Source organism: Streptomyces noursei ATCC 11455 (assembly GCF_001704275.1).
Taxonomy (GTDB): domain Bacteria; phylum Actinomycetota; class Actinomycetes; order Streptomycetales; family Streptomycetaceae; genus Streptomyces; species Streptomyces noursei.
In genome coordinates, this window is record NZ_CP011533.1 from 8,812,092 (window position 1) to 8,831,397 (window position 19,306).

16 protein-coding genes and 4 pseudogenes are annotated in these 19,306 nt (G+C 71.8%); 9 read left to right on the forward strand and 11 right to left on the reverse strand.

Annotated features, from left to right (window positions below; all coding sequences use genetic code 11):
• Positions 1-35 precede the first annotated feature (35 nt).
• Together SNOUR_RS37705 and SNOUR_RS37710 are read left to right on the forward strand one after the other, a co-directional pair.
• A complete protein-coding gene (locus SNOUR_RS37705) occupies positions 36-1,493 on the forward strand; it encodes an MFS transporter (RefSeq protein WP_312635150.1) in 1,458 nt (485 codons plus the stop codon).
• Positions 1,490-1,968 (forward strand): annotated as a pseudogene (locus SNOUR_RS37710) (NUDIX hydrolase). The gene SNOUR_RS37705 and the pseudogene SNOUR_RS37710 overlap by 4 nt, the downstream one beginning before the upstream one ends.
• Positions 1,969-2,115: 147 nt before the next feature.
• Here SNOUR_RS37710 and SNOUR_RS37715 read toward each other — a convergent pair.
• The gene (locus tag SNOUR_RS37715) at positions 2,116-2,931 is read right to left on the reverse strand and encodes an aminotransferase class IV family protein (RefSeq protein WP_067356212.1); all 816 of its coding nucleotides are present in this window, start codon (positions 2,929-2,931) and stop codon (positions 2,116-2,118) included.
• A 104-nt stretch (positions 2,932-3,035) separates the two neighbouring features.
• Between SNOUR_RS37715 and SNOUR_RS37720 the strand changes: the two genes are divergently transcribed.
• The 4 genes and pseudogenes from SNOUR_RS37720 to SNOUR_RS48740 all read left to right on the forward strand — a co-directional run.
• Positions 3,036-3,401 carry a MerR family transcriptional regulator gene (locus tag SNOUR_RS37720; protein ID WP_067356215.1) on the forward strand — a complete coding sequence of 122 codons (366 nt, stop codon included), beginning with the start codon at positions 3,036-3,038 and terminating at the stop codon, positions 3,399-3,401.
• Positions 3,402-3,626: 225 nt separating this feature from the next.
• On the forward strand, positions 3,627-4,382 hold the full coding sequence (locus SNOUR_RS37725; protein WP_039639162.1) for an SDR family oxidoreductase: 756 nt from the start codon (positions 3,627-3,629) through the stop codon (positions 4,380-4,382).
• Positions 4,383-4,814: 432 nt separating this feature from the next.
• Positions 4,815-5,932: pseudogene (locus tag SNOUR_RS37730) on the forward strand (molybdopterin-dependent oxidoreductase); the annotation flags it as partial.
• Positions 5,886-6,035, forward strand: a pseudogene (locus tag SNOUR_RS48740) (dehydrogenase); the annotation flags it as partial. The pseudogenes SNOUR_RS37730 and SNOUR_RS48740, both read left to right, overlap by 47 nt.
• 199 nt (positions 6,036-6,234) lie before the next feature.
• On the opposite strand, the gene SNOUR_RS37735 reads toward SNOUR_RS48740, so the two are convergent.
• Together SNOUR_RS37735 and SNOUR_RS37740 are read right to left on the reverse strand one after the other, a co-directional pair.
• Entirely contained in the window at positions 6,235-7,182 is a 948-nt protein-coding gene (locus SNOUR_RS37735; protein WP_067359121.1) for an alpha/beta fold hydrolase, read from the reverse strand.
• Between the two features lie 90 nt (positions 7,183-7,272).
• Complete coding sequence (locus tag SNOUR_RS37740; RefSeq protein WP_067356218.1) at positions 7,273-8,202, reverse strand: alpha/beta fold hydrolase; 930 nt, start codon at positions 8,200-8,202, stop codon at positions 7,273-7,275.
• 130 nt (positions 8,203-8,332) lie between these two features.
• Here SNOUR_RS37740 and SNOUR_RS37745 point away from each other — a divergent pair, with 130 nt between their 5' ends.
• Entirely contained in the window at positions 8,333-8,971 is a 639-nt protein-coding gene (locus SNOUR_RS37745) for a TetR/AcrR family transcriptional regulator (protein WP_067356220.1), read from the forward strand.
• Between the two features lie 108 nt (positions 8,972-9,079).
• On the opposite strand, the gene SNOUR_RS37750 is transcribed toward SNOUR_RS37745, so the two are convergent.
• A complete protein-coding gene (locus SNOUR_RS37750) occupies positions 9,080-9,553 on the reverse strand; it encodes a DUF7144 family membrane protein (RefSeq protein ID WP_159426007.1) in 474 nt (157 codons plus the stop codon).
• A 304-nt stretch (positions 9,554-9,857) separates the two neighbouring features.
• Positions 9,858-10,433: an Rv1733c family protein gene (locus SNOUR_RS37755; protein ID WP_067356225.1), complete on the reverse strand. Its 576-nt coding sequence runs from the start codon at positions 10,431-10,433 to the stop codon at positions 9,858-9,860.
• Between the two features lie 153 nt (positions 10,434-10,586).
• Here SNOUR_RS37755 and ftsH point away from each other — a divergent pair, with 153 nt between their 5' ends.
• A complete protein-coding gene (ftsH, locus tag SNOUR_RS37760) occupies positions 10,587-12,539 on the forward strand; it encodes an ATP-dependent zinc metalloprotease FtsH (RefSeq protein WP_067356227.1) in 1,953 nt (650 codons plus the stop codon).
• Between the two features lie 277 nt (positions 12,540-12,816).
• Here ftsH and SNOUR_RS43820 read toward each other — a convergent pair.
• A pseudogene (locus tag SNOUR_RS43820) lies at positions 12,817-12,975 on the reverse strand (helix-turn-helix domain-containing protein); the annotation flags it as partial.
• A gap of 272 nt (positions 12,976-13,247) precedes the next feature.
• Here SNOUR_RS43820 and SNOUR_RS37765 point away from each other — a divergent pair.
• Entirely contained in the window at positions 13,248-14,270 is a 1,023-nt protein-coding gene (locus SNOUR_RS37765; RefSeq protein WP_067356229.1) for a glycoside hydrolase family 113 protein, read from the forward strand.
• A 124-nt stretch (positions 14,271-14,394) separates the two neighbouring features.
• Here the strand turns inward: SNOUR_RS37765 and SNOUR_RS37770 are convergent, their stop codons facing one another.
• The 5 genes from SNOUR_RS37770 to SNOUR_RS37790 form a co-directional block, all read right to left on the reverse strand.
• On the reverse strand, positions 14,395-15,273 hold the full coding sequence (locus SNOUR_RS37770; protein ID WP_067356232.1) for an NADP-dependent oxidoreductase: 879 nt from the start codon (positions 15,271-15,273) through the stop codon (positions 14,395-14,397).
• Positions 15,274-15,382: 109 nt separating this feature from the next.
• Positions 15,383-15,772, reverse strand: a complete 390-nt coding sequence (locus tag SNOUR_RS37775) for an MFS transporter (RefSeq protein WP_067356235.1) — start codon at positions 15,770-15,772, stop codon at positions 15,383-15,385.
• A 240-nt stretch (positions 15,773-16,012) separates the two neighbouring features.
• On the reverse strand, positions 16,013-17,452 hold the full coding sequence (locus SNOUR_RS37780) for a CoA transferase (protein WP_067356237.1): 1,440 nt from the start codon (positions 17,450-17,452) through the stop codon (positions 16,013-16,015).
• Between the two features lie 69 nt (positions 17,453-17,521).
• Complete coding sequence (locus SNOUR_RS37785; RefSeq protein ID WP_067359122.1) at positions 17,522-18,259, reverse strand: helix-turn-helix domain-containing protein; 738 nt, start codon at positions 18,257-18,259, stop codon at positions 17,522-17,524.
• 292 nt (positions 18,260-18,551) lie between these two features.
• The gene (locus tag SNOUR_RS37790; protein ID WP_067356240.1) at positions 18,552-19,235 is read right to left on the reverse strand and encodes an NADPH-dependent F420 reductase; all 684 of its coding nucleotides are present in this window, start codon (positions 19,233-19,235) and stop codon (positions 18,552-18,554) included.
• Positions 19,236-19,306 lie beyond the last annotated feature (71 nt).

Genomic DNA, 19,306 nt, shown 5'->3' on the forward strand with positions numbered 1-19,306 from the left:
CTGGGAACCAAGCAACCCAGGAACGGAGTTCGCAAGTGGACGACAGTCGAAGAGTCGGTTCGTGGCGGGAACTCGGCAGCCATTTCGGTACCGCGGCGGTGCTGGCCGGGGGTGTGCTCATCGGCGCCGTCAACATCTATCTCGCCGCGAGCGTGTTGCCGACGGCGGTCGCGGACATCGGTGGTGAACGCCTCTACGCATGGAATGCGACCGTCTTCCTGACCGCCCAGGTCGTCGCGACCATGCTCGTGAGCCGAACCCTCTCCCGCTACGGCAATATCGGCTCCTACCTGATCGGATTCGGCGTCTTCGCCGTCGGGTCGGCGGTGTGCGGGGCGAGCCCGGCGATGCCCGTGCTGCTGGTCGGCCGCGGTGTGCAAGGACTGGGGGCGGGCCTGTTGACCGGTCTGGGATTCGCCTTGATCTACTCGGCGCTGCCGCGTCGTCTGTGGGTGCGGGGCAGTGCGTTGATCTCCGCCATGTTCGGCCTGGGCAACTTCGTCGGTCCGGCTCTGGGCGGGCTGTTCGCCCAGTTCGGCTCCTGGCGACTGGCGTTCGTCGTGTTGGCCGTCGCCTCCGGAGCGATGGCGGTGTTCGTTCCTCGTGTGCTGCCGAGGAACGGCCGGGACGCGACGGACGCGGCCGAAGTGCCGCTGAACGCCTTGGTGTTGGTGGTGGGGGCCGCGGGCGCCGTGAGCGTCGCCGGAATCCTCGCGAACAAGGCCCTGATGGTGGCGTTCATCGCGTTGGCTCTGATGCTGGTGATGGCGTTCGTGGTGACGGAGCGGCGGAGTCGGGTCCGAGTCCTGCCGCGTCAGACCTACCGGGCCGGATCCGCGTTGCGGTGGGTCTACCTGACCATCGTGTTCCTCGCGGCCGGCGTCGCGGTGGAGATCTTCCTGCCGCTGTTCGGCCAGCGCATGGGTGGACTGCCGCCGGTCGCTGCCGGGTTCTTCGGGGCGGCGTTGTCGCTGGGCTGGTCGGCGAGCCAGGTCGTCAGCTCCTCGGCGCGCCGGCAACGGACGGTCCGGCGGCTGCGGGTGGCGGGTCCGGCTCTCCTCGCGGCCGGCCTCGCCGTGCTCGCTCTCCTGCAAACGCGCGACGCGCCACTGCTCCTGGTCATCGCGTGGCTGCCCGTGCTTCTCCTCGCCGGCACGGGGATCGGCCTGGCCATGCCCCACCTGTCCGTTGCCGCGATGAGCAGCACACCGGACAAGGCGGAGGGGGAGAAGGCCGCCGCGGCGATCGCGACCGTTCTGACGATGGCGACGGCGTTCGGCGCGGCGGTCGCCGGCTTCCTGGTCAACCTGGGCGGCCCGACGATGCTCACCTCCGCGCGCTACCTGCTGCTCGGTTTCGCCGCCCTCTCCGCCCTCGGGGTGGTCACCGCGCTGCGCGCCGACCACCTTGCTCGACCGACGGAGCGGCGGCGCGAGTCGGGAGCCGAGGCCGGGTCCGGTACCGAGGCCGGGGACCACGAACGGCGCAGGTGACGGACAATGCCGGGGGGACCCGACCCAGAATCCGTTTCGCTGCCTACGTGATCCGGTACCGAGCCGTTCCCGAACTCCTGGTGTCCACATCGGGATGCCGGAGGCCGGCACCCAGGTCCCGGCGGGCGGAGTCGAACCAGGCGAAGGGCGAGAGGCGACGGTGCTGCGAGAGGTTGCCGAGGAGACCGGTCTGCGGTCGGCCACCGTGGTCCGGCAGATCGCCGTGGAGGACAAGCCCCACCCCGACACGGGCGCGCCACGGCGAACCTGCTTCGTCCACCTCCGGGCGTCCGCAGACACTCCCGACGCGTGGGAGCACCGCGTCCACGGCGACGACGCCGGCCTCGCCTTCGACTGCCGGTTCCTCCCCCTTCCCCTGGAGCAACCACTGGCCGACGCTCAGGACGCCTGGCTGGGCCGCATCGACCCGCGCTGGAGCACCGTCACCGTCACCGTCACCGAGGACGGTCGGTAGTCCGGTCGCCGAACCCGGTTGCCGAATCCGGTTGCCGAACCCGGACGTCGAGTCCGCACGGCGAATCGACCGGCCCCGCGGGAGGGGGTTCGGACCCGGGCGTCCGTGACGTACGCCGAGGTCGCGTCGGCCTCGGCGTACCGTCCGTCACGGCGAGGTCAGCGGTTCGGCCCGGTAGGCCCAGTGCAGCAGTTCGACGAAGGACGGCGCCGCGGGCAGGGGCACCGAGCCGATCCGGTGCACCGCCACTCCCGGCGTCCACGAGTTCATCACCACGGCCCCGGCCAACCCCGGCAGCTCGTCGAGGGTGATCTCCTGGTCGCGCTGCGGGACCCCGAGGCGCTCCAGTTGGCGGCGGACGATGCCCATCGTCGTTCCGCCCAGCACCGCGGCCTCGGGCCACACCACGGCCTCACCGTCCCAGAAGGCCAGGTTCCAGATCGTCCCCTCGCCGAGTCGTCCCCGCCGGTCCACGAAGACGGCGTCGTCGAAGCCCTCCGCGACGGCCCGGCGCAGGTAGTAGGTCTTGGCGACCTCGCCGACGTGCTTGACGGCCGGGAGGACCCGTTCGTGGACGACGGGCGCCAGCGCGAGTGGGCCCTCCGGTGCGGACGCCGGCGGTCGCGTCCGGACCAGCAGCTCGGGCGCCCCCTCGCCGCCGCTCCGGGTGAACTCGCCCGCCGGTGAGAAGACCGTGGCCGTCAGCGAGAGGTCGGCCGGCCCGGACTCCAGCGCGGAACGCAGCCAGGACCGCACCCGGTCGTCCGGCAACGCCCGGCCGAACAACTCCACCGAGGCGGTGCGCAGCCGCTCCAGATGGAGATCCAGGCCCCGCACCCGGCCCCCGCGCACCTGCAGGGCGGTGAAGTGGGCATAGCCGGCGAACGCCAGCGGCGCCAGCTCCGCCGCGGTCGCCGTCCGGCCGTTGCGCTGAACGACGAATCCCGTCACATCAGTTGACATCGCTGACCGCTCCCAGGTTCCGTTCCGACGTCGTGGTCACACCGACACCGTAGGATCTGACATCGATGTGAGATGCAAGTGCCGGTGACGGGGATCATGTGACGATGAAGATCGGGGATCTGGCGCGGGCCACCGGCGTCAGCCCACGCCTGCTGCGCTATTACGAGGAACAGGGGCTGCTCACCGCACACCGCGCGGGCAGTGGCGGCCACCGCCGGTACGCCGAGGACGCCCCGGCCGTGGTGGGGCACATCCGGGCCCTGCTCGCCGCCGGACTGTCGACCCGCGTCATCCGCGAGCTGCTGCCGTGCGTCGTGGGGCCGGGCCCGGAGTTCGAACACTGCGCGGCCGGCACGCTGCGGGAGCAACTCCGCGGTCTGGAGGACAAGATCACCACCCTGCAGGACGCCCGGTCCGCGCTCAGTGGGATCCTCGCCACCACCGTGCCGTCGGAGGGCCACCAGGGATAGGGGAACCCGCTCGGCACGGGCGGGTCGGCGCTTTCCTGCCCGGCCACCGGCGCTGGGCCGGGCGGGTGACCCGCGGGCGGCCTGCGGATGCGATCACCGGGGCGCCTGCTTAGCGTCGGGAGGGCCGCGCGTCTCACGTGTGGGGACATGGCCTGGGCGTACGGGCGCAGAGGTGCGCCGGCACGCACGCGCGGGACGAACACCATTCCGATGAGGAGACGCGTCATGCCCGCTCGTACGCTCAAGGACAAGGTCGTCGTGGTCGGCGGGGCCTCCAGGAACCTCGGGGGCCTGATCAGCCGGCAGCTCGGCGAGCACGGCGCGAAGGTCGTGGTGCACTACAACAGCGACTCCTCCCGCTCCGACGCGGAGGAGACGGCCGCCGCGGTCAAGCAGGCGGGCGGGGACGCGGTGACGCACCAGGCGGACCTGACGCGGGTGGCCGGCGTCGAGGGACTCTTCGACGCCGCGATCGACGCGTTCGGGCGGGTGGACGCCAGCGTGAACACCGCGGGCATGGTGATCAAGAAGCCGGTGACCGAGACCTCGGAGGCCGAGTACGACCGGATGTTCGCGGTGAACTCCAAGGCCGCGTACTTCATGATGCGCGAGGCCGCCAAGCGCATCGACCGCGACGGCTCGATCGTCACCGTGGTCACCTCGCTGCTGGCCGCCTACACCGGCCTGTACTCGGTCTACGCCGGCAGCAAGTCCCCGGTCGAGCACTTCACCCGCGCCCTGTCGAAGGAGCTCTTCGGCCGCAACATCAGCGTCAACAACATCGCCCCCGGGCCGATGGACACCTCGTTCTTCTACCCGGCCGAGACCGACGACTCCGTCGCGTACCACAAGTCCTCGTCCATGAACGGCGAGTTGACCAGGATCGAGGACATCGCGCCGCATGTGATCTTCCTGCTCACCGAGGGCTGGTGGCTCAACGGGCAGACCCTCTTCGTCAACGGCGGGTACACCACCCGCTGACCTCGCCCCCCGTTCCGCCTGCTGCGCCGCTTCGGCGCTCCCGACACCCCGGCCCCGACGCCGTGCGCCCCCGAGGTCCTGGCCGGGCCGCTGCTCGTCGGCGACCTGCGGGGACCCGCCGTCCGACGGCACCGCCCCGACCGAGGCCGGAGCGGCAGTCGCCCCCTTGCCGATCTCGCCCGGCCGTCACCGGTTCGAAGTGCATGCCATTGACAAGTATTGCAAAGCGCAAGAAAAACTACGTACAGCTCTCATCAAGCATGCCGTGATGGCGCGTCAGCGAGGGCGATGCGTGGTGAAGCTGGTGCCGGTGGAACGCGACCGCCCCGGCACGGGGGCCAGTGTGGTCGGCGCCGCTGCCCGCGTACCGTGAAAGGAGCGACGGCGGTGGTACGACGCGGTGCCCGTGAGGAAGCCGAACGGATCGCGGCGGTGGTCGCGGAGCAATTGCTGAAGGTGGGCACGTCCCTGCGCCGGTCTCCCACGACCTCGGACCTGCGGGCGGTGTACCGGACCGATCAGAGTGTCAATGACACGCCGTCCCGTGAGCGCTGGGCCCATGACCGGGTCGTCCGCTCCACGCACGGCGTGAACTGCACCGGTTCGTGTTCGTGGAAGGTGTACGTCAAGGACGGCGTCATCACCTGGGAGACCCAGGAGACGGACTACCCGTCAGCGGGCCCGGACCGGCCCGAGTACGAGCCGCGCGGCTGCCCGCGGGGCGCCTCGTTCTCCTGGTACACCTACTCGCCGACCCGGGTGCGCTACCCGCGTGTGCGCGGGGTGCTGCTGGAGCTCTACCGCGAGGCGCGCAGGCGCCTGGGGTACCCGGTGGCGGCCTGGTGCGCATCGGATGGGACGAGGCCCTGGAGATCGCGGCCGCCGCCCACGTCCACACCATCGCCGCCCACGGCCCGGACCGGGTCGCCGGCTTCTCGCCGATCCCCGCCATGTCGATGGCCTCGCCCGCGGTCGGCGCGCGGTTCATGGCGCTGATCGGCGCGCCGATGGTCTCCTTCTACGACTGGTACGCCGACCTGCCCATCGCCTCGCCGCAGGTCTTCGGCGACCAGACGGGCGTACCGGAGTCCGGCGACTGGTGGGACGCGGCCTATCTGATGCTGTGGGGCTCCAACGTGCCGGTGACCCGCACCCCGGACGCGCACTGGATGGCCGAGGCCCGCTACCGGGGCCAGAAGGTGGTCGTGGTCTCCCCGGACTACGCGGCCGCGACGAAGTTCGCGGACGAGTGGCTGCACCCGCACCCAGGCACCGACGGCGCGCTGGCGATGGCCATGGGACATGTGGTCCTCACCGAGTGCTTCGTCCGACGGCAGGTCCCGTATTTCACCGAGTACGTCAAGCAGTTCACCGATCTGCCGTTCCTGGTCGAACTCCGGGAGCAGGACGGCGAGTTCGTCCCCGGGAAGTTCCTCACCGCCGCGGACCTGGGGCTCGACGCGGACGACGAGGCGGCGGCGTCCTGGAAGCCGGTGCTGCTCGATGCGGCCTCCGGGCGGCCCGTCGTCCCCAACGGCACCCTCCGCGATGGTGATGAACCTCGACAAGTGCATCGGCTGCCACACCTGCTCGGTGACCTGCAAGCAGACCTGGACCAACCGCCAGGGCACCGAGTACGCCTGGTTCAACTCACCTCCTCCGCATCGAGTCGAGCCGCGTCGGCGGACACGGAAGGCGCGTGGGAAGGCTCCGGCAACGCCGGTTCGGGTGAGGGCATGGGGACCGCTATACCGCCGGCACTCCCACAGTCACCCCCCTCGGCCCCCACCGGTGCCACCTCGCCGCGGCGGGGCACCCGTACCCCGTGCCGCCGCCGGCGGAAAGGGGCCGATCAGCCCTTGCCCGCGGCCCTGTCGAGGAGGGTGGCGAGGATCGGTCCCGGGTCGGTCCACAGCAGGGAGCCGCCCGCCCCCGGTACGACATGGCGGCGCGCGCCGGGAATCCGGGCGGCGAGACGGGCCCCGTGGTCGGGGGAGTGACTGGCGTCGTGTGCGCCGTACCAGAGGTCCACCGGGACGGTGATCCGATCGAGGGCGAACGGCCAGCGGCTCATGGCGAGTACGGCGTCGCGGGCGTATCCGGCGGCGGCCCCCTGCGCGAAGCCCTCGTCGAGGGCCCGGCGGTACGCTGCCTCGAACCCGGGATCCTGGTACACGGCCAGGTCGCACGCCGGGCTGTTGGTCCGCACCAGGTGTGCCATCGCGTCCGCCGTGAAGCCGGCGAAGAACTCCTCGGCGCCCCTCGGGTCGGCGGCGGTGCGCTCGACGAGTTCCCGCACATGCGCCGGCACGGCCGCGGCGAACCCGGTCGCCGCCCGCTCGTCGGGTCGCCGGTCCTCGTCGGCCCGCGCACCCGATGCGGCCGCCGGGACGACGGCCGATGCGACATCGTCCGCCCCCGAGACGACGGCCACCGCGGCGACCACGTCCGCCTCCGCGCAGGCCAACGCGAACGGCGCGCCCTGCGAGTTGCCGACGACCGGTGGACGCCCCAGGCCGCGCCGCGCCGCCAAGTGCCGGACGTCCGCGGCGAAATCGGCGAAGGTCCGCCCCGGGTGCGGGGTCGAGGCACCGAGTCCGGGGCGGTCCAGGGACACCAGTCGCAGCCCCCGCGCGGCCACCACGTCCGGTCCGAAGCCGAGCCAACGGCTCGTCGCCGCTCCCGGACACAGCAGCACCGGAACACCGTCCTCGGGTCCCCACTCGGCCCAGCCCATCAACCGCCCATCGGGCAGCGGGGTTTCTCCGAGTCGGGCGGGGGCGGTCACATATCTGTTCATGATCGCCATCATGGCGGCCGGCCGGTCGTCGCCGCACGCGAATTCCGGCCGGCCCCCGCCCCCCTGTCGGGATGGCGGTCCGTCGGGCCGTCAGCCGGTGCGGCGGTCGACGGAGTCCATGAAGTCCAGCATCCTGCGGTTGACCACCTGCGGATGGTCGATCTGCGGTCCGTGGCCGGTGCCGGAGACGATCTCCGCGCGCGCTCCCGGTATCAGGCGCGGGACGCGCTCCACCTGCCGCTTCGGGTGCACCAGGAGGCTGCGCCTGCCGAGCACCAGGTAGAGCGGGGTGCGGATGGTGGCCAGCTCGGCGTCGGAGAGGGGGAGCGGGGCCGGGCGACGGATGCGGAAGGCCCGGACGCCCTTCCTGATCATCGTGCGCAGCTCCGGCACGACGAGCACCGGCTGCTCCAACCAGGCCGCCAGGCGCGGACGCAGCGCCTTCGGGGCGGAGGTCGCGAAGAGGCTGACGAAGATCCAGACGAAGAAGCGCAGCCCCACCTTCTCCAGGCCACCGGGGTCGAGCAGGGTGACCGAGGCCAGCCGGCCGGCCCCGCGGTGTGCCTGGTTCAGCGTGAGCCAGCCGCCGTAGGAGGAGCCGACCAGGTGGACGCTGTCGAGGCCGAGCGCGGCGAGCGACTCGTCCAACCACTGTGCGGCGCGCTCGGGTTGGTGCATGGGCACGCGGTGCACGCTGCGTCCCGGGTCGCCCGGGGTGTCGAGCGCGTACACCGGGCGCTCGGCGCTGAGGGCGGGGGTGTTCGGGTACCACATGGCGGAGCAGGATCCCGAGCCGTGCACGAGGACGACGGGGGTGCGGGAGCGGGCGGCGGGGTCGGCCGGTTCGTACCGGTAGACGTGGGTGGTGCCGAAGGAGGTCTCGACCTCCTGCTCCGCGGCCGCGGGCACCCCCAAGGCGTAGAGCGCGTCGCACGCCGCGAAGTACTCCTCGCGCAGCGCGTCGCTGACATAGCGGCCGATGTCGGCCTGGGGACGGGCAGTGGTCTGGGACACGGCCACCTCCGGGGATCCGTTGTTCTCGGTCTTCGTGATACGAACGTACCATGAAGTTGGTACGGCTGTATCATCAAAATTGCCTGGCGTTGAGCGAGGCCCACACCGAAGCGACCGACGAGGGAAGACGCGGCTGATGCCCAAGCGCGTGGACCATGACGAACGACGTACCGAGATCGCCCAGGCGCTCCTCCGGGTCGCGGGGCGACGCGGACTGCACGCCGTGGGAATGCGGGACGTGGCGGCCGAGGCGGGTGTGTCACTGCGGCTGGTGCAGTACTACTTCGAGACCAAGGAGAAGCTGCTGCTGCACGGACTGCGACAGCTGACCGAGCGGTTCGGGGAACGCGTCGCAGCCCAGGTCAGGGCCGCGGGCGACCACCCGGGGCCGCGCACGGTGATCGAGGCGCTCCTGATGGCGTCCCTGCCCCTCGACGAGGAGAGCCGGGTCTTCCACCTCGTCTACACCTCGTACGCGGTGCTGTCCGTGACCGACCGGGCACTCGCCGAACAGCCCTTCATCCGGGACCCCGAGGCCGCCGAGGAGCGGCTGACCGCACTCCTGGGGCAGGCCGCGGAAGCGGGACTCACCCGCCCCGGGGTGGACGCCCGCATCGAGGCCGTCGGCCTGCTCGCGCTCTCCGCGGGGCTGGGCACCAGCATCCTGGTCGGCCAGCGCAGCCCGCGGACCGCCGCCGAGGTCCTGGACCGCCATCTGGACCGGATCTTCCAGGACCGCGGGGGCAGTTCGCTGGCGGAGCGGATCGCGCAGTGACGCCGCTGCCAGGGCGACGCCGGCTCCGGCCGGGCCGGCGTACGCGCTCTCCGTGACCTGGCCCGATCCGCTCGCGCCGGCCCGGCCCGCCCGGTCCGACGTCCCCGCTCAACCTCCCTGCTCTTGCTCGGCCGTGGCGGAAGCGCTGCCTCCGTAGACGCACAGCCCGTAGATGGCCAGCACGTCCAGCGCGATGATCATCACCGACCACACCGGGTAGGCGGGGATGAAGAACATCTGGGCGAAGGCGTTCAGCCCCAGCACCGCCACACCGAACCAACGGGCGGCTTCCGAACGCTTGGTGAGCACGCCGACGGCCGCGGCCGCCTGCAGGATCGCCAGCGCGAGCATCAGCCAGCCGAATGCCTGCATGTCTCCCAGGATCAGCGAGACATTGCCCAGGAAGATATGGGAGTTGACGATCGCCGCGATGCCGTCGAGGCCGTTGAACAGGGCCAGCAACCCCAACATGACCCCGGCGAACATCACCAGGCCGTGGCGCTCCGCTGTCTGTGGTGCGGTCGTTCTCCCGCCGTAGCCCGGGTGCGGTGTTCCGGTGGGGTGACCTGCTGCTGATGCCATGGGAACCTCCGTGAGTGAAGGGCGGCGCGCCGCGTGATCCCGGGGCCGGCCGGCGGGTGACCACGGCAATCGGCCGGGCCGCGTCGTCGGACTTCCGCGCCCCCTCGGGGACTTCGGCCGGAAGCACCGCCGCACCACCGGCGACGGTGACCCGGCGCCCGATGTCGGTGACCCTCGGCGGATGCGGCTCGGCGGCCGGACGCGACCGCGGGCGGGCAGCCGTCCATTTCAGCGTGGCAGGGACGGTCCGGAGCCGCCAGGCGAGCCGCCCGCGCGGCCCGAGCGGACCGCGCGCCACGGACCCTCACTGCTGCGGGTGCGGCCAGCGGGTGTCCAGCTCCGCCCACTCCTTCTCCCACTGGGCGTAGCGCCTGCGGTTCAGCAGACGGACACCGGCCTTCTCCGCGCCGTAGAGCAGCAGACCGGTGCCGGACGCGACGACGGTGCCCGCCACCACGCTCTCGGCCAGGGAGTCGGTCGGGGTGCCCGGGTCCCGCACCAGCTTCCCGCTCCGGTCCAGCCAGACCGTCGTGTGGTCCCCGACGTGGACGCCGGTAGCCACGACCGTCTCGCCCGTCCGCACACTGTGGTCCGCTGCCGTCCAGCGCACGGTCGTCTGCACCCGGCTGCCCGTGCCGGTACCGCTGTCGACGTTGACCCGGGCTGCGGGTTCCTTCGTCACCACCGCGGAGACCGGCTGCCAGTCGGCGCTCTGCCGATGGGCCGCCGCGTCCACCACACTGCCGGCCACCACCCCCGCGGTCGGGGCAGCCACGGCGATCAGCACGCCCGTGGCCAGGACCAGCCAGGACTGCGCTACGTCCGTACCCCGCCGGAGCGGGCCGTGCCGCCAGGGCGGACGGAGCTTCCCAAGAGGCATCACACACCCCCTTCGCCTGCACTTCGAGCGTCCCACACCTGGCCGCCCGACCCCACATCGCAGCGGTACCCACCCTGCGGAACCGGCCGGAAAAGCCGATCGTGGAAGGGGAGCGGAACCTGTCCGAGGAGTGCGGAACCGTAGGGAGCCGCCGTGATCACCGCAGTGAGCCTGCCCAGGCGCCACGCCACACGCTCGGCGAAGCCGGGGCCGCCGCGGGAGCCGCCCAAGCCGTCGGCCCAGCCGAAGCCTCCGCTGTGGCGGCCGTGGTTGCTGCCGATCGTCCTGCTGGTGGTGTTCGTCCTCCTGCTCAGCCGGGCGCACAACCCCGCGGGCACCGCCCTCACCTACAGCGCGTTCCTCGGCAAGGTGGAAGCCGGGCAGGTCAGGACCGTCGACATCGACGACAAGGGCAGTGTCGACGGCAAGCTCAAGGACGGCCGCGAATTCACCACCCGGATCCCCACCGCGCTCGGCAACACCGGGCTGGCCCAGCAGCTCCGCGCGAAGAACGTCGACGTCACCGCCTCCAGCAGCAGCGAAGGCGGCAGCTGGGTGGGGCTGCTGGCCGCGGTGCTCCTGCCGCTGCTCCTCCTCGGCGGGCTGTTCCTGTGGACCGGCCGCCAGGCCGCGCGCACCCTCACCGGCGGGCTCAGCGGCATCGGCCGCTCCCGGGCCAAGATCATCGAGGCCGAGCGCCCCACCACCCGCTTCGACGACGTCGCCGGATACGAGGGCGTCAAGCAGGAGATCAGCGAGATCGTGGACTTCCTGCGCCACCCCGAGCGGTACGCGGTGGTCGGCGCCCAGGGGCCGCGCGGGGTGCTGATGGTCGGGCCGCCCGGCACCGGCAAGACGCTGATCGCCCGTGCCGTCGCCGGCGAGGCGGCGGTGCCGTTCCTGTCGGTGACCGGATCGGCGTTCGTGGAGATGTTCGTCGGCGTCGGCGCCTCCCGGGTCCGCGACCTCTTCGACGAGGCCCGCAAACGCGCGCCGTCGATCATCTTCATCGACGAGATCGACGCCGTCGGCAGCCGCCGCGGCGGCATCCGGCTGGGCGGCAACGACGAACGCGAGCAGACCCTCAACCAACTCCTGGCCGAGATGGACGGCTTCGACCAGAGCAGCGGCATCGTGGTGCTCGCCGCCACCAACCGCCCCGAGGCCCTCGACCCGGCCCTGCTCCGGCCCGGCCGCTTCGACCGGCACGTCACCGTCCCGCTGCCCAACCAGGCCGAGCGGGCCGCGATCCTCGCCGTCCACGCCCGCGGCAAGAAACCGGGACCCGACGTCGACTGGGACGTCGTCGCCCGGGCCACCCCCGGCTTCTCCGGCGCCGACCTCGCCAACCTCCTCAACGAGGCCGCGATCCACGCCGTCCGCGCGGGCAACACCGTCATCTCCGCCCAGGACCTCGACGACGCCCGGGACCGGGTCCTGCTCGGGCGCCGGGAGTCCTCCAACGCCCTGCTCCCCGAGGAGCGGCACGCCGTCGCCGTCCACGAGTCGGGCCACGCCCTCGTGGCCGCGCTGTGCGAACACGCCGACCCGGTCGCCAAGGTGACCATCCTGCCCTCCGGCCCCGTACTGGGCGCCACCGAACAACTCCCGGAAGCCGAGCGGCACCTCTACACCGAGGGCTACCTCAACGACCTGCTGGCCGTCCGCCTCGGCGGCCGGGCCGCCGAACTCGTGATCTTCGGCGAGGGCTCGACCGGCGCCGCCGACGACCTGGCCGGCGCCACCCAGATCGCCGGTCGCATGGTCCGCGACTTCGGCCTCTCCGCGGCCCTCGGCCCGATCGGCTACGCCACCACCGGCACCCCGCACCGCCTCGGCGACGAAGCCCCCGGCGAGGCCCTGCACCGCCCCTACTCCGAGCAGACCCAGCGCCTGATCGACGAGGAGATCGCCCGCCTGGTCCGCGACGCGGAACAGCGCGCCACCACCCTGCTCCGCGACCACCGGGCGGCCCTGGAACGCCTCGCCGACCTGCTCACCACCCGCGAGACGGTCGACGGCGCGGTCGTCCACGACGTCCTCCGCCGACAGCCGGCGGCCTCCCCGGACCACCACGATCCGGGGCCCGGAACCGACCGGTCCTGACCCGGTCCTCCAGGTCTCCCTCCCGCCACCGGGCCGCCCTCCCGCATCTGGGCGCCCGCCCGGCCTTCCCGCCCTCCCGCCGAGCCCACGGCGTCCGCACGCTTCCGCGGGCGGCGGTGCGCGGGAGGCCGGTTTGGACGAGTGCCGCGGTGAGGTCGGTGACGAACGCGGCCGTCGTGTCGGGGTCGGGACCGAGGTGCTCGATGGTCCGCTGCGCCGACGCGGGCGGCTGCGGCCTACGTCGGGCTCGGTGGCTGGTCGCGAACTGTGCCAGTTACGCGCGGTAGCGGGCGGGTCCGCCGTTGCGCGCGACCTCGCGGCTCACCGTCGAGGTGGGGCGGTCCAGGCGCCTGGCGATGTCGGCGTAGTTCAGGCGCTGCGCCAACCCGGCGGCGATCTGCTGCCGCTCGGCTCTCGTCAGCCTGCGTCCTGGCATCGGGTTCGGTTCCTCCGGTCGGGGCGTCTCGGCCCCAGTGTGCACTGGTCGCCGATCGTTGCAACATCCCCTCGCTCGGCGTGCATTGACCCGCACTGTCATTGCAATCGCCAGTTGCATGGCTGACCAGCACAAACAGCATGGTTCACAGGAGATCGACGTTGACCGGCCTTTCGACTCGTACCTAACGTTCGGCTCCGATCGCCGAACCGACCCACATCAGCGCACGGTGAGACGCAGCAACAGATGTCGATCGATTGTCAGGGGCATCCATGCGAGCCAGAGGCATCACCTACGACACCGGCTTCACTCCGGGTGGCAAGAGTTCTCGACCCGTCTTCGACGCCGACGCGGTACGCCGCGAGATCCGCATCATCGCGGACGAACTGCACTGCGACGCCGTACGGATCACCGGTGGCGACCCTGGGCGACTGGCCCTCGCGGCCCGGCACGCCGCCGACGCCGGGCTGGAGGTCTGGTTCTCCCCGTTCCCCTGCGAACTGTCCGCCGAGGAACTGCTGCCCTACTTCGCCTACTGTGCCGATCGCGCCGAAGAGGTGGGAGCGGATGTCTTCGTCGCCGGCTGCGAGTTGAGCCTGTTCGCCGCCGGAATTCTCCCCGGAGAGGACAGCCTCGCCAGAATCGAAGCCCTGATCAGCGGCGCTCCCGACGAGACGACACTGGCCGCGCTCGCCGAGGTTCCCGCCCGGCTGAACTCCCTGCTGTCCGACATCGCGGCGACGGTCCGCTCACGGTTCCGCGGCAAGATCACCTACGCCTCCGGAACGTGGGAACAGATCGACTGGGCGCCCTTCGACATCGTCAGTGCCGACGCCTACGGCGATGCCAGTGACGCCTTCCGCCAGGGCCTGCGCGAGTATCTCCGGTACGGCAAGCCGCTCGCGGCGACCGAATTCGGCAGCTGCACCTACCGGGGCGCCGCCGCCCGCGGAGGCATCGGCTGGTGGGGCGTCGTCGACCACGACGCGGACCCGCCCCGCCTCGACGGCGACCACATCCGCGACGAAGACGAACAGGCCTGCTACCTGCGCCAGCAATTGGACGTCTTCAACGAGGAAGGCGTGGACACCGCCTTCTGGTTCACCTTCGCCGGCTACACATATCCGCACCACGAGGATCCACGCTTCGACCTCGACATGGCCTCCTACGGAGTGTGCAAGGTCATGCCCGACGGCAGCCTGGCACCGAAGCGTTCCTTCCACGCCATGGCCGAGGCATACCGAACAGCAACGTCAGCGTTGCCACTCCCAGGTGAGGACAACCTTGGCCATTGATGACATGCGCTTCCGGCTGCGGCCGGAGCGACTTGGCCGGCGTGGGAAGGAGAGGTGCGGGCCCCGGCCGCGTTCCGATGAACGCGGCCGGTTCCAGATCCGTCGGCGAAGCGCGCGATGTACCTCAGAAGGTGATGAGGACCTTGCCGAGGAGGCCGCCGGCTTCGAAGCGCTCGTGGGCGGTGCGGATGTCGTCGAGCGGGAAGCGGCCGGCGATCCGCAGCCGCAACTCATCGGTGTCGACGAGCTTGGTGAGGTGGGCGAGGTCGGTGGCGTTCTCCTGGACGTAGCTCTTGCGGGCGCCTGGCACGTCGGGCAGGGGGTGGTCGGCGATGGAGACGAAGCGCCCTCCGGGGACGAGGGCCGCGGCCACGTCCGTGCCGGCGGTGTCGAGGACGGCCTGGTACCGGCCGCGGGGCAGGTCCTGCGGGCGGCGCCAGACCCGCTCCGCGCCGAGCTCCGTCGCTGCCTGCTCATGGTCGGACCGGGAGACCAGGGCATCGACGTGGGCGCCGGTCGAGCGGGCGAGTTGGACGGCCAGGCCGCCGACCGCACCGGCGGCGCCGACGACCAGAAGGCGCTCGCCGGCGCTCAACTCCGTGGCGCGCAGGGCCTGCAAGGCGGTCGTCCCGGCCAGCGGAAGGGCCGCCGCGTCCGCCAACGGCACCGCGGCCGGTGCGGGTGCCAGCAGGTGGCCGGGCAGGGCGACCAGCTCCGCCCAGGTGCCGCGGCCGGTGGCGATCTGCGCGGACATGGCGATCACTTGGGCACCCACCTCGTGGGCGGGGTCGTTGCTCGCGACGACCCGGCCGGAGATGTCCCAGCCGAGCGTGGCCGGCAGCGGCGGGCCGATCTCCCAGGCGCGGGTCTTCCAGTCCACCGGGTTGAGGCTGCTGGCCGCGGTGCGGATGAGGACTTCACCGGTGGCGGGTTCGGGTGGGGCGACCTCGCGGAGGGTCAGGACGTCGGGACCGCCGTGGCGGTCGATCTGGACAGCGCGCATGGTCAGAAGGAGCCTTCCGGGCAGAGTGGGTTCGGGGATCAGACAGCGGTGCCCATCGGGACATTGCCGGTGGGCCGCGCGGTCCTGGTTCGGGGCAGGACCAGGTAGGTCAGGGCCGGGCCGCCGAGACTGAGTACGGCGCCGGCCGGTCCGGCCCAGCGCAGCGCGCCGGCGGCGACGATGGCCCCACCTGGGGCGGAGCCGGCGGCGGCGCCGAGGTTGCAGGCACCGACGTTGGCCGCGATGGCCGCACCACGCTGGTGGCCATCACCAACGCCAACGCCACGAACGCCGCGTGGCTGAGTGAGGAGATCACCCGCCCGGCCGGCGACATCGTGAACGAGGGGGCCCAGGCACTGAGCGCGCTGCCCGAGGCGAACAGCAGCATCAGGCCGAGCGCCAGGGGCTTGCGGCGCAGCCGCGCGGTCAGCGCGGGCCCGCCGATCACCACGCCGAGCGCGTCGGCGGTCACCGCCTGCCCCGCAGTGCTCTGCGGCACCCGCAGATCCGCGCCGACCTCGGGCAGCGTGCCCGCGAAACCAGGTATTCCGACGTACCGACAACGAAGACGCTCGCGCACAAGGCCACGAGCGAGGCAGAGTTCCTCCTCATGCCGGGGAAGCTAGAGTCTTACATCGGTGTGAGAGTCAAGCGGCGCAACGGCCGACACCACCCGTTGCCGGCCGCCACGCACCCCGAGTAACGCTGCCACTGTCAACAACGTGCTGGCCGGCGACACCTAGTGCCACTGGAGCGGAGCGGACCCCAGCGGAGAACGCCAACCGGGCTGGGGGACCGAGCGCCCGCTGTACGCGAACGGCGTCGCCGGTTCGGTGAGCGGGCCGAAGTCGGTCCCGGTGGTCGACAGCGCGGCGAACGGGGCGCGTCCGGGCCGGGGCACGTCGAGTACGTCCTCCCGTGCCAGCAGCCCGAGTTCCCGCACCCAGTGACACACCCCGGCCAGGGTCACGCGGATTCGCCAGGAGCCGCCCTCCGCCGCACGTCGGCGCAGGGCCGTCGCGACGCCGGCGGCCCCGAGGTAGGCGGCGAGGTAGTCGTTGAGCAGGTAGGTCGGCGGCAGCGATGGCCGGTCGGTCCATTCTTCGACAGCGAACCCGGTTGCCGAGCAGGCGAGTTGGTCGAACCCGCCTCGTTCGCCCCAAGGGCCGTCGGCGCCCCAGGCGTGGTATTCGAGGGTGATGAGTCCGGGGCGGCGCCGGACGAGTTCCTCGGTCGAGGCCCCGTGCCGGGCAAGTCCCCGGTAGGCATGTGCGAAGACGTCCGCGTCCTGGAGCGCGTCGTGGAAGGCCGCCCGGTCGTGATCGTCGCGCAGGTCGCAGTAGGCGTTGCGCTTGCCGCCGCCGGTCATCGCGATCATCGGGATCGGGTCGGGGCGGTCGGGACGCGACAGGTGCAGCACGTCGGCGCCGAACTGGGCGAGGAGTCGCGCCGCGACGGGACCTGCGATGACATGGGTGAGATCGAGCACCCGTACGCCCGCGAGCGCCTCGTCCGCCTCACCGATCGGCTCGAAGGGCCGGACCGGCCCGTCGCCGACGCGTTCGATCTCGACGACCGGGCGCTGGGCCACATACCGCCCCGCGGGGTGCGCGAGCCACTCGTCGCGGGTGCGCCCCGCGCACGCGACGCCGCCCCGCGCGCAGATGGCCTCCTCCAGCGTGAAGGCGTCCCAGTCGGCCGCGGCCTGTGCGATCCCCACCTTGTCGAGCGGGCACCGCAGTACGGAGGCGACGGCGTCCCGCAGATGCGGATAGGTGGTGATGATGAAGATCCACCGGCCGTCGCGCGCCCGGTAGAAGTCGTTGTTGCCGAGCAGCGCCGGATCTTCGAGCAGGACACCGATCGGGCGCCCCGACAGCGTCGTGTGATACGTCGCCATGAGCTGGTCGATCGCGGCCCCGGCCTGTACCTCCACCTTCTGGTGCCGGTGACCGCGCTGTTCGCCGAGCGCCGCCGTCTGCCGTCCGAAGACACCGATCGCGGCGGACATGGCATCGGCGAGCCGGTGCACCGAGGGCACCAGGGGATCGGCCCCGACGACGGTGATGTCCTCGGCTCCTCGGGCCGGATCGGGGTCGCCGAGGGTGTGCAGCAGCCGGGAGACGATCTCGGACGCCGTCAGTGTCGCCCCGGTCGTGGTCAGCGTGTTCGAAGTCATGCCGTGATGCTCGTCCCCAGCACTGCACGAGCGCCCGGATTCACGGATATCCGTGAATCGATGCGGACGTCACCTCCGCGTCTCCTGGAGGTGCGCGAGGAGCCGGGCCGCCGCCCGGTCCAGGCGCAGCCGCTCCGAGCGGCCGCGACGCTGGTGGATCAGGGCGAGGGCTCCCGTGACGACGGGGCCGTCGGTGACGGGGATCGCAAGTGCGCTGACCTCGGGGTCGGCCATCCCCTCGCTGCGGCTGATCCGCGACGCACGAATCGCCGGAAGAGCCGAGCGGAACTCGGCGACCGCCTCGGGGTCGTGACGGGCGAGCTCGTCGAGCAGCCCCCGGCGCTCCGCCTCGTCGGTGAAGGCCAGCAGCAGACGGCCCGCGGCGGTGCGCAGCAGCGGCCGGGCCACGTGCTGGTCGGCGAGCGGCACGAGGCGGGGAATCTGGTTCTCGCCGCCGCGCGCGAGGTACACGGCGTCGAGTCCGACCCGCACCGTGAGCAGCACCGGGGTACCCGCGACACGGCTCAGTTCGTCGAGCTCGGCCTGACTGATCCGCGGGACGACCCGGCCGGCGATGAGGTTGAGGACGTGCGGGGCGGGCCCGAGTCTGAAGCGCCGATGCTGTTCCAGCAGAAAACCCGTCGCGACAAGGCCGTTGACCAGATCCTGCACCGAACTCGCCGGCGCCCCGACCGTCCTGGCCAACTCGGCCACGGTCACCCCGTCCGGCGTCCGCGCGGCGGCCTCCAGGATCCACACGACCCGGTCCACCGTACGGTGTCGCCGCCGCCTGCCGTGCTCGCTCATCCCGCCGCCCCCCTTGGCCTTCTCGTGCGCCGCCGGTCGCTCTCGCCGGCACGGCCCGCCGATCCTTTCCCCCTCCGCCCCGACGAGCAAGTCGGCCCCGGCCTGCGCGTCCGTCACCAGCCGTGCAGCAGAGGGTGGTTCATGCCAAGGGGGAGGACAGACGTATCGATCACCAAAAGGAGTTGCCCGTGATCGTCGTCCACGCCTGGAATATGGCCGGGCCGCCCCACCGTCCACTCCCCATGACCAGTGCAACGGCCAACTGACCACGTAGGGCACGGTCCAAGAACTCCTACCGAAGAGCCTTCTCGGTGTCTTCTGGTTGCTCGTTTCTCGGTCCGGCGGCGTAGGCCAGCGGGGGTGCGATGGCCTGGGCGTCGGCTCCCTCGCCGACCCATAGCCCGATGAAGAGCGCGGCGGTCGCTTCCAGCAGTCCCGCTCGTTCGAGACCGCCGCCGGCCACGGGCTCGCAGCCGACATGCCGCACCAGCTGGTGTACGAGCGCGAGGGCCGTTTCGTCGTCTCCGCAGACCGGAACGGCCAGCGGCCGCCCGTCAAAGACTGGCGGCGACATGCGCCACACGTCTTCATGGCAGAGATTGAACGCCTTGACCACATGAGTTCCCGGTGCCGCCGCGGCCAGGTGCTGTGCGGCCGAGAGGCCGCGCTGTGTCAGCAGCAGGAAGCCCGGACCGACCGGATTGGAACAGTCGATCAGCACCCTGCCGTCCAGGACCGCCCTCAGTTCCCGCGCCACGCTCGCGCCCGCGCCGAAGGGCAGCGCGGCCAGCACCACCTGACCGAACTCGGCCGCCGCACGCAGACTGGCCGGCTGCGCGCTGCCCCCGAGGCGCGTCGCGAGCCGCTCCGCCTTGTGCACGTCCCGTCCTCCGATGGCCACGTCGTGCCCGGCCCGCACCCAGTGGGTGGCGAGCGCATCCGCCATGTTGCCCGTGCCCAGTACGCCGATTCTCATTGCGCATTCCCTCCCAGGACCTGCTTGGACCGTTCGCAAGGACGTTAGAGGGCCTGTCGGGCACCATGTGG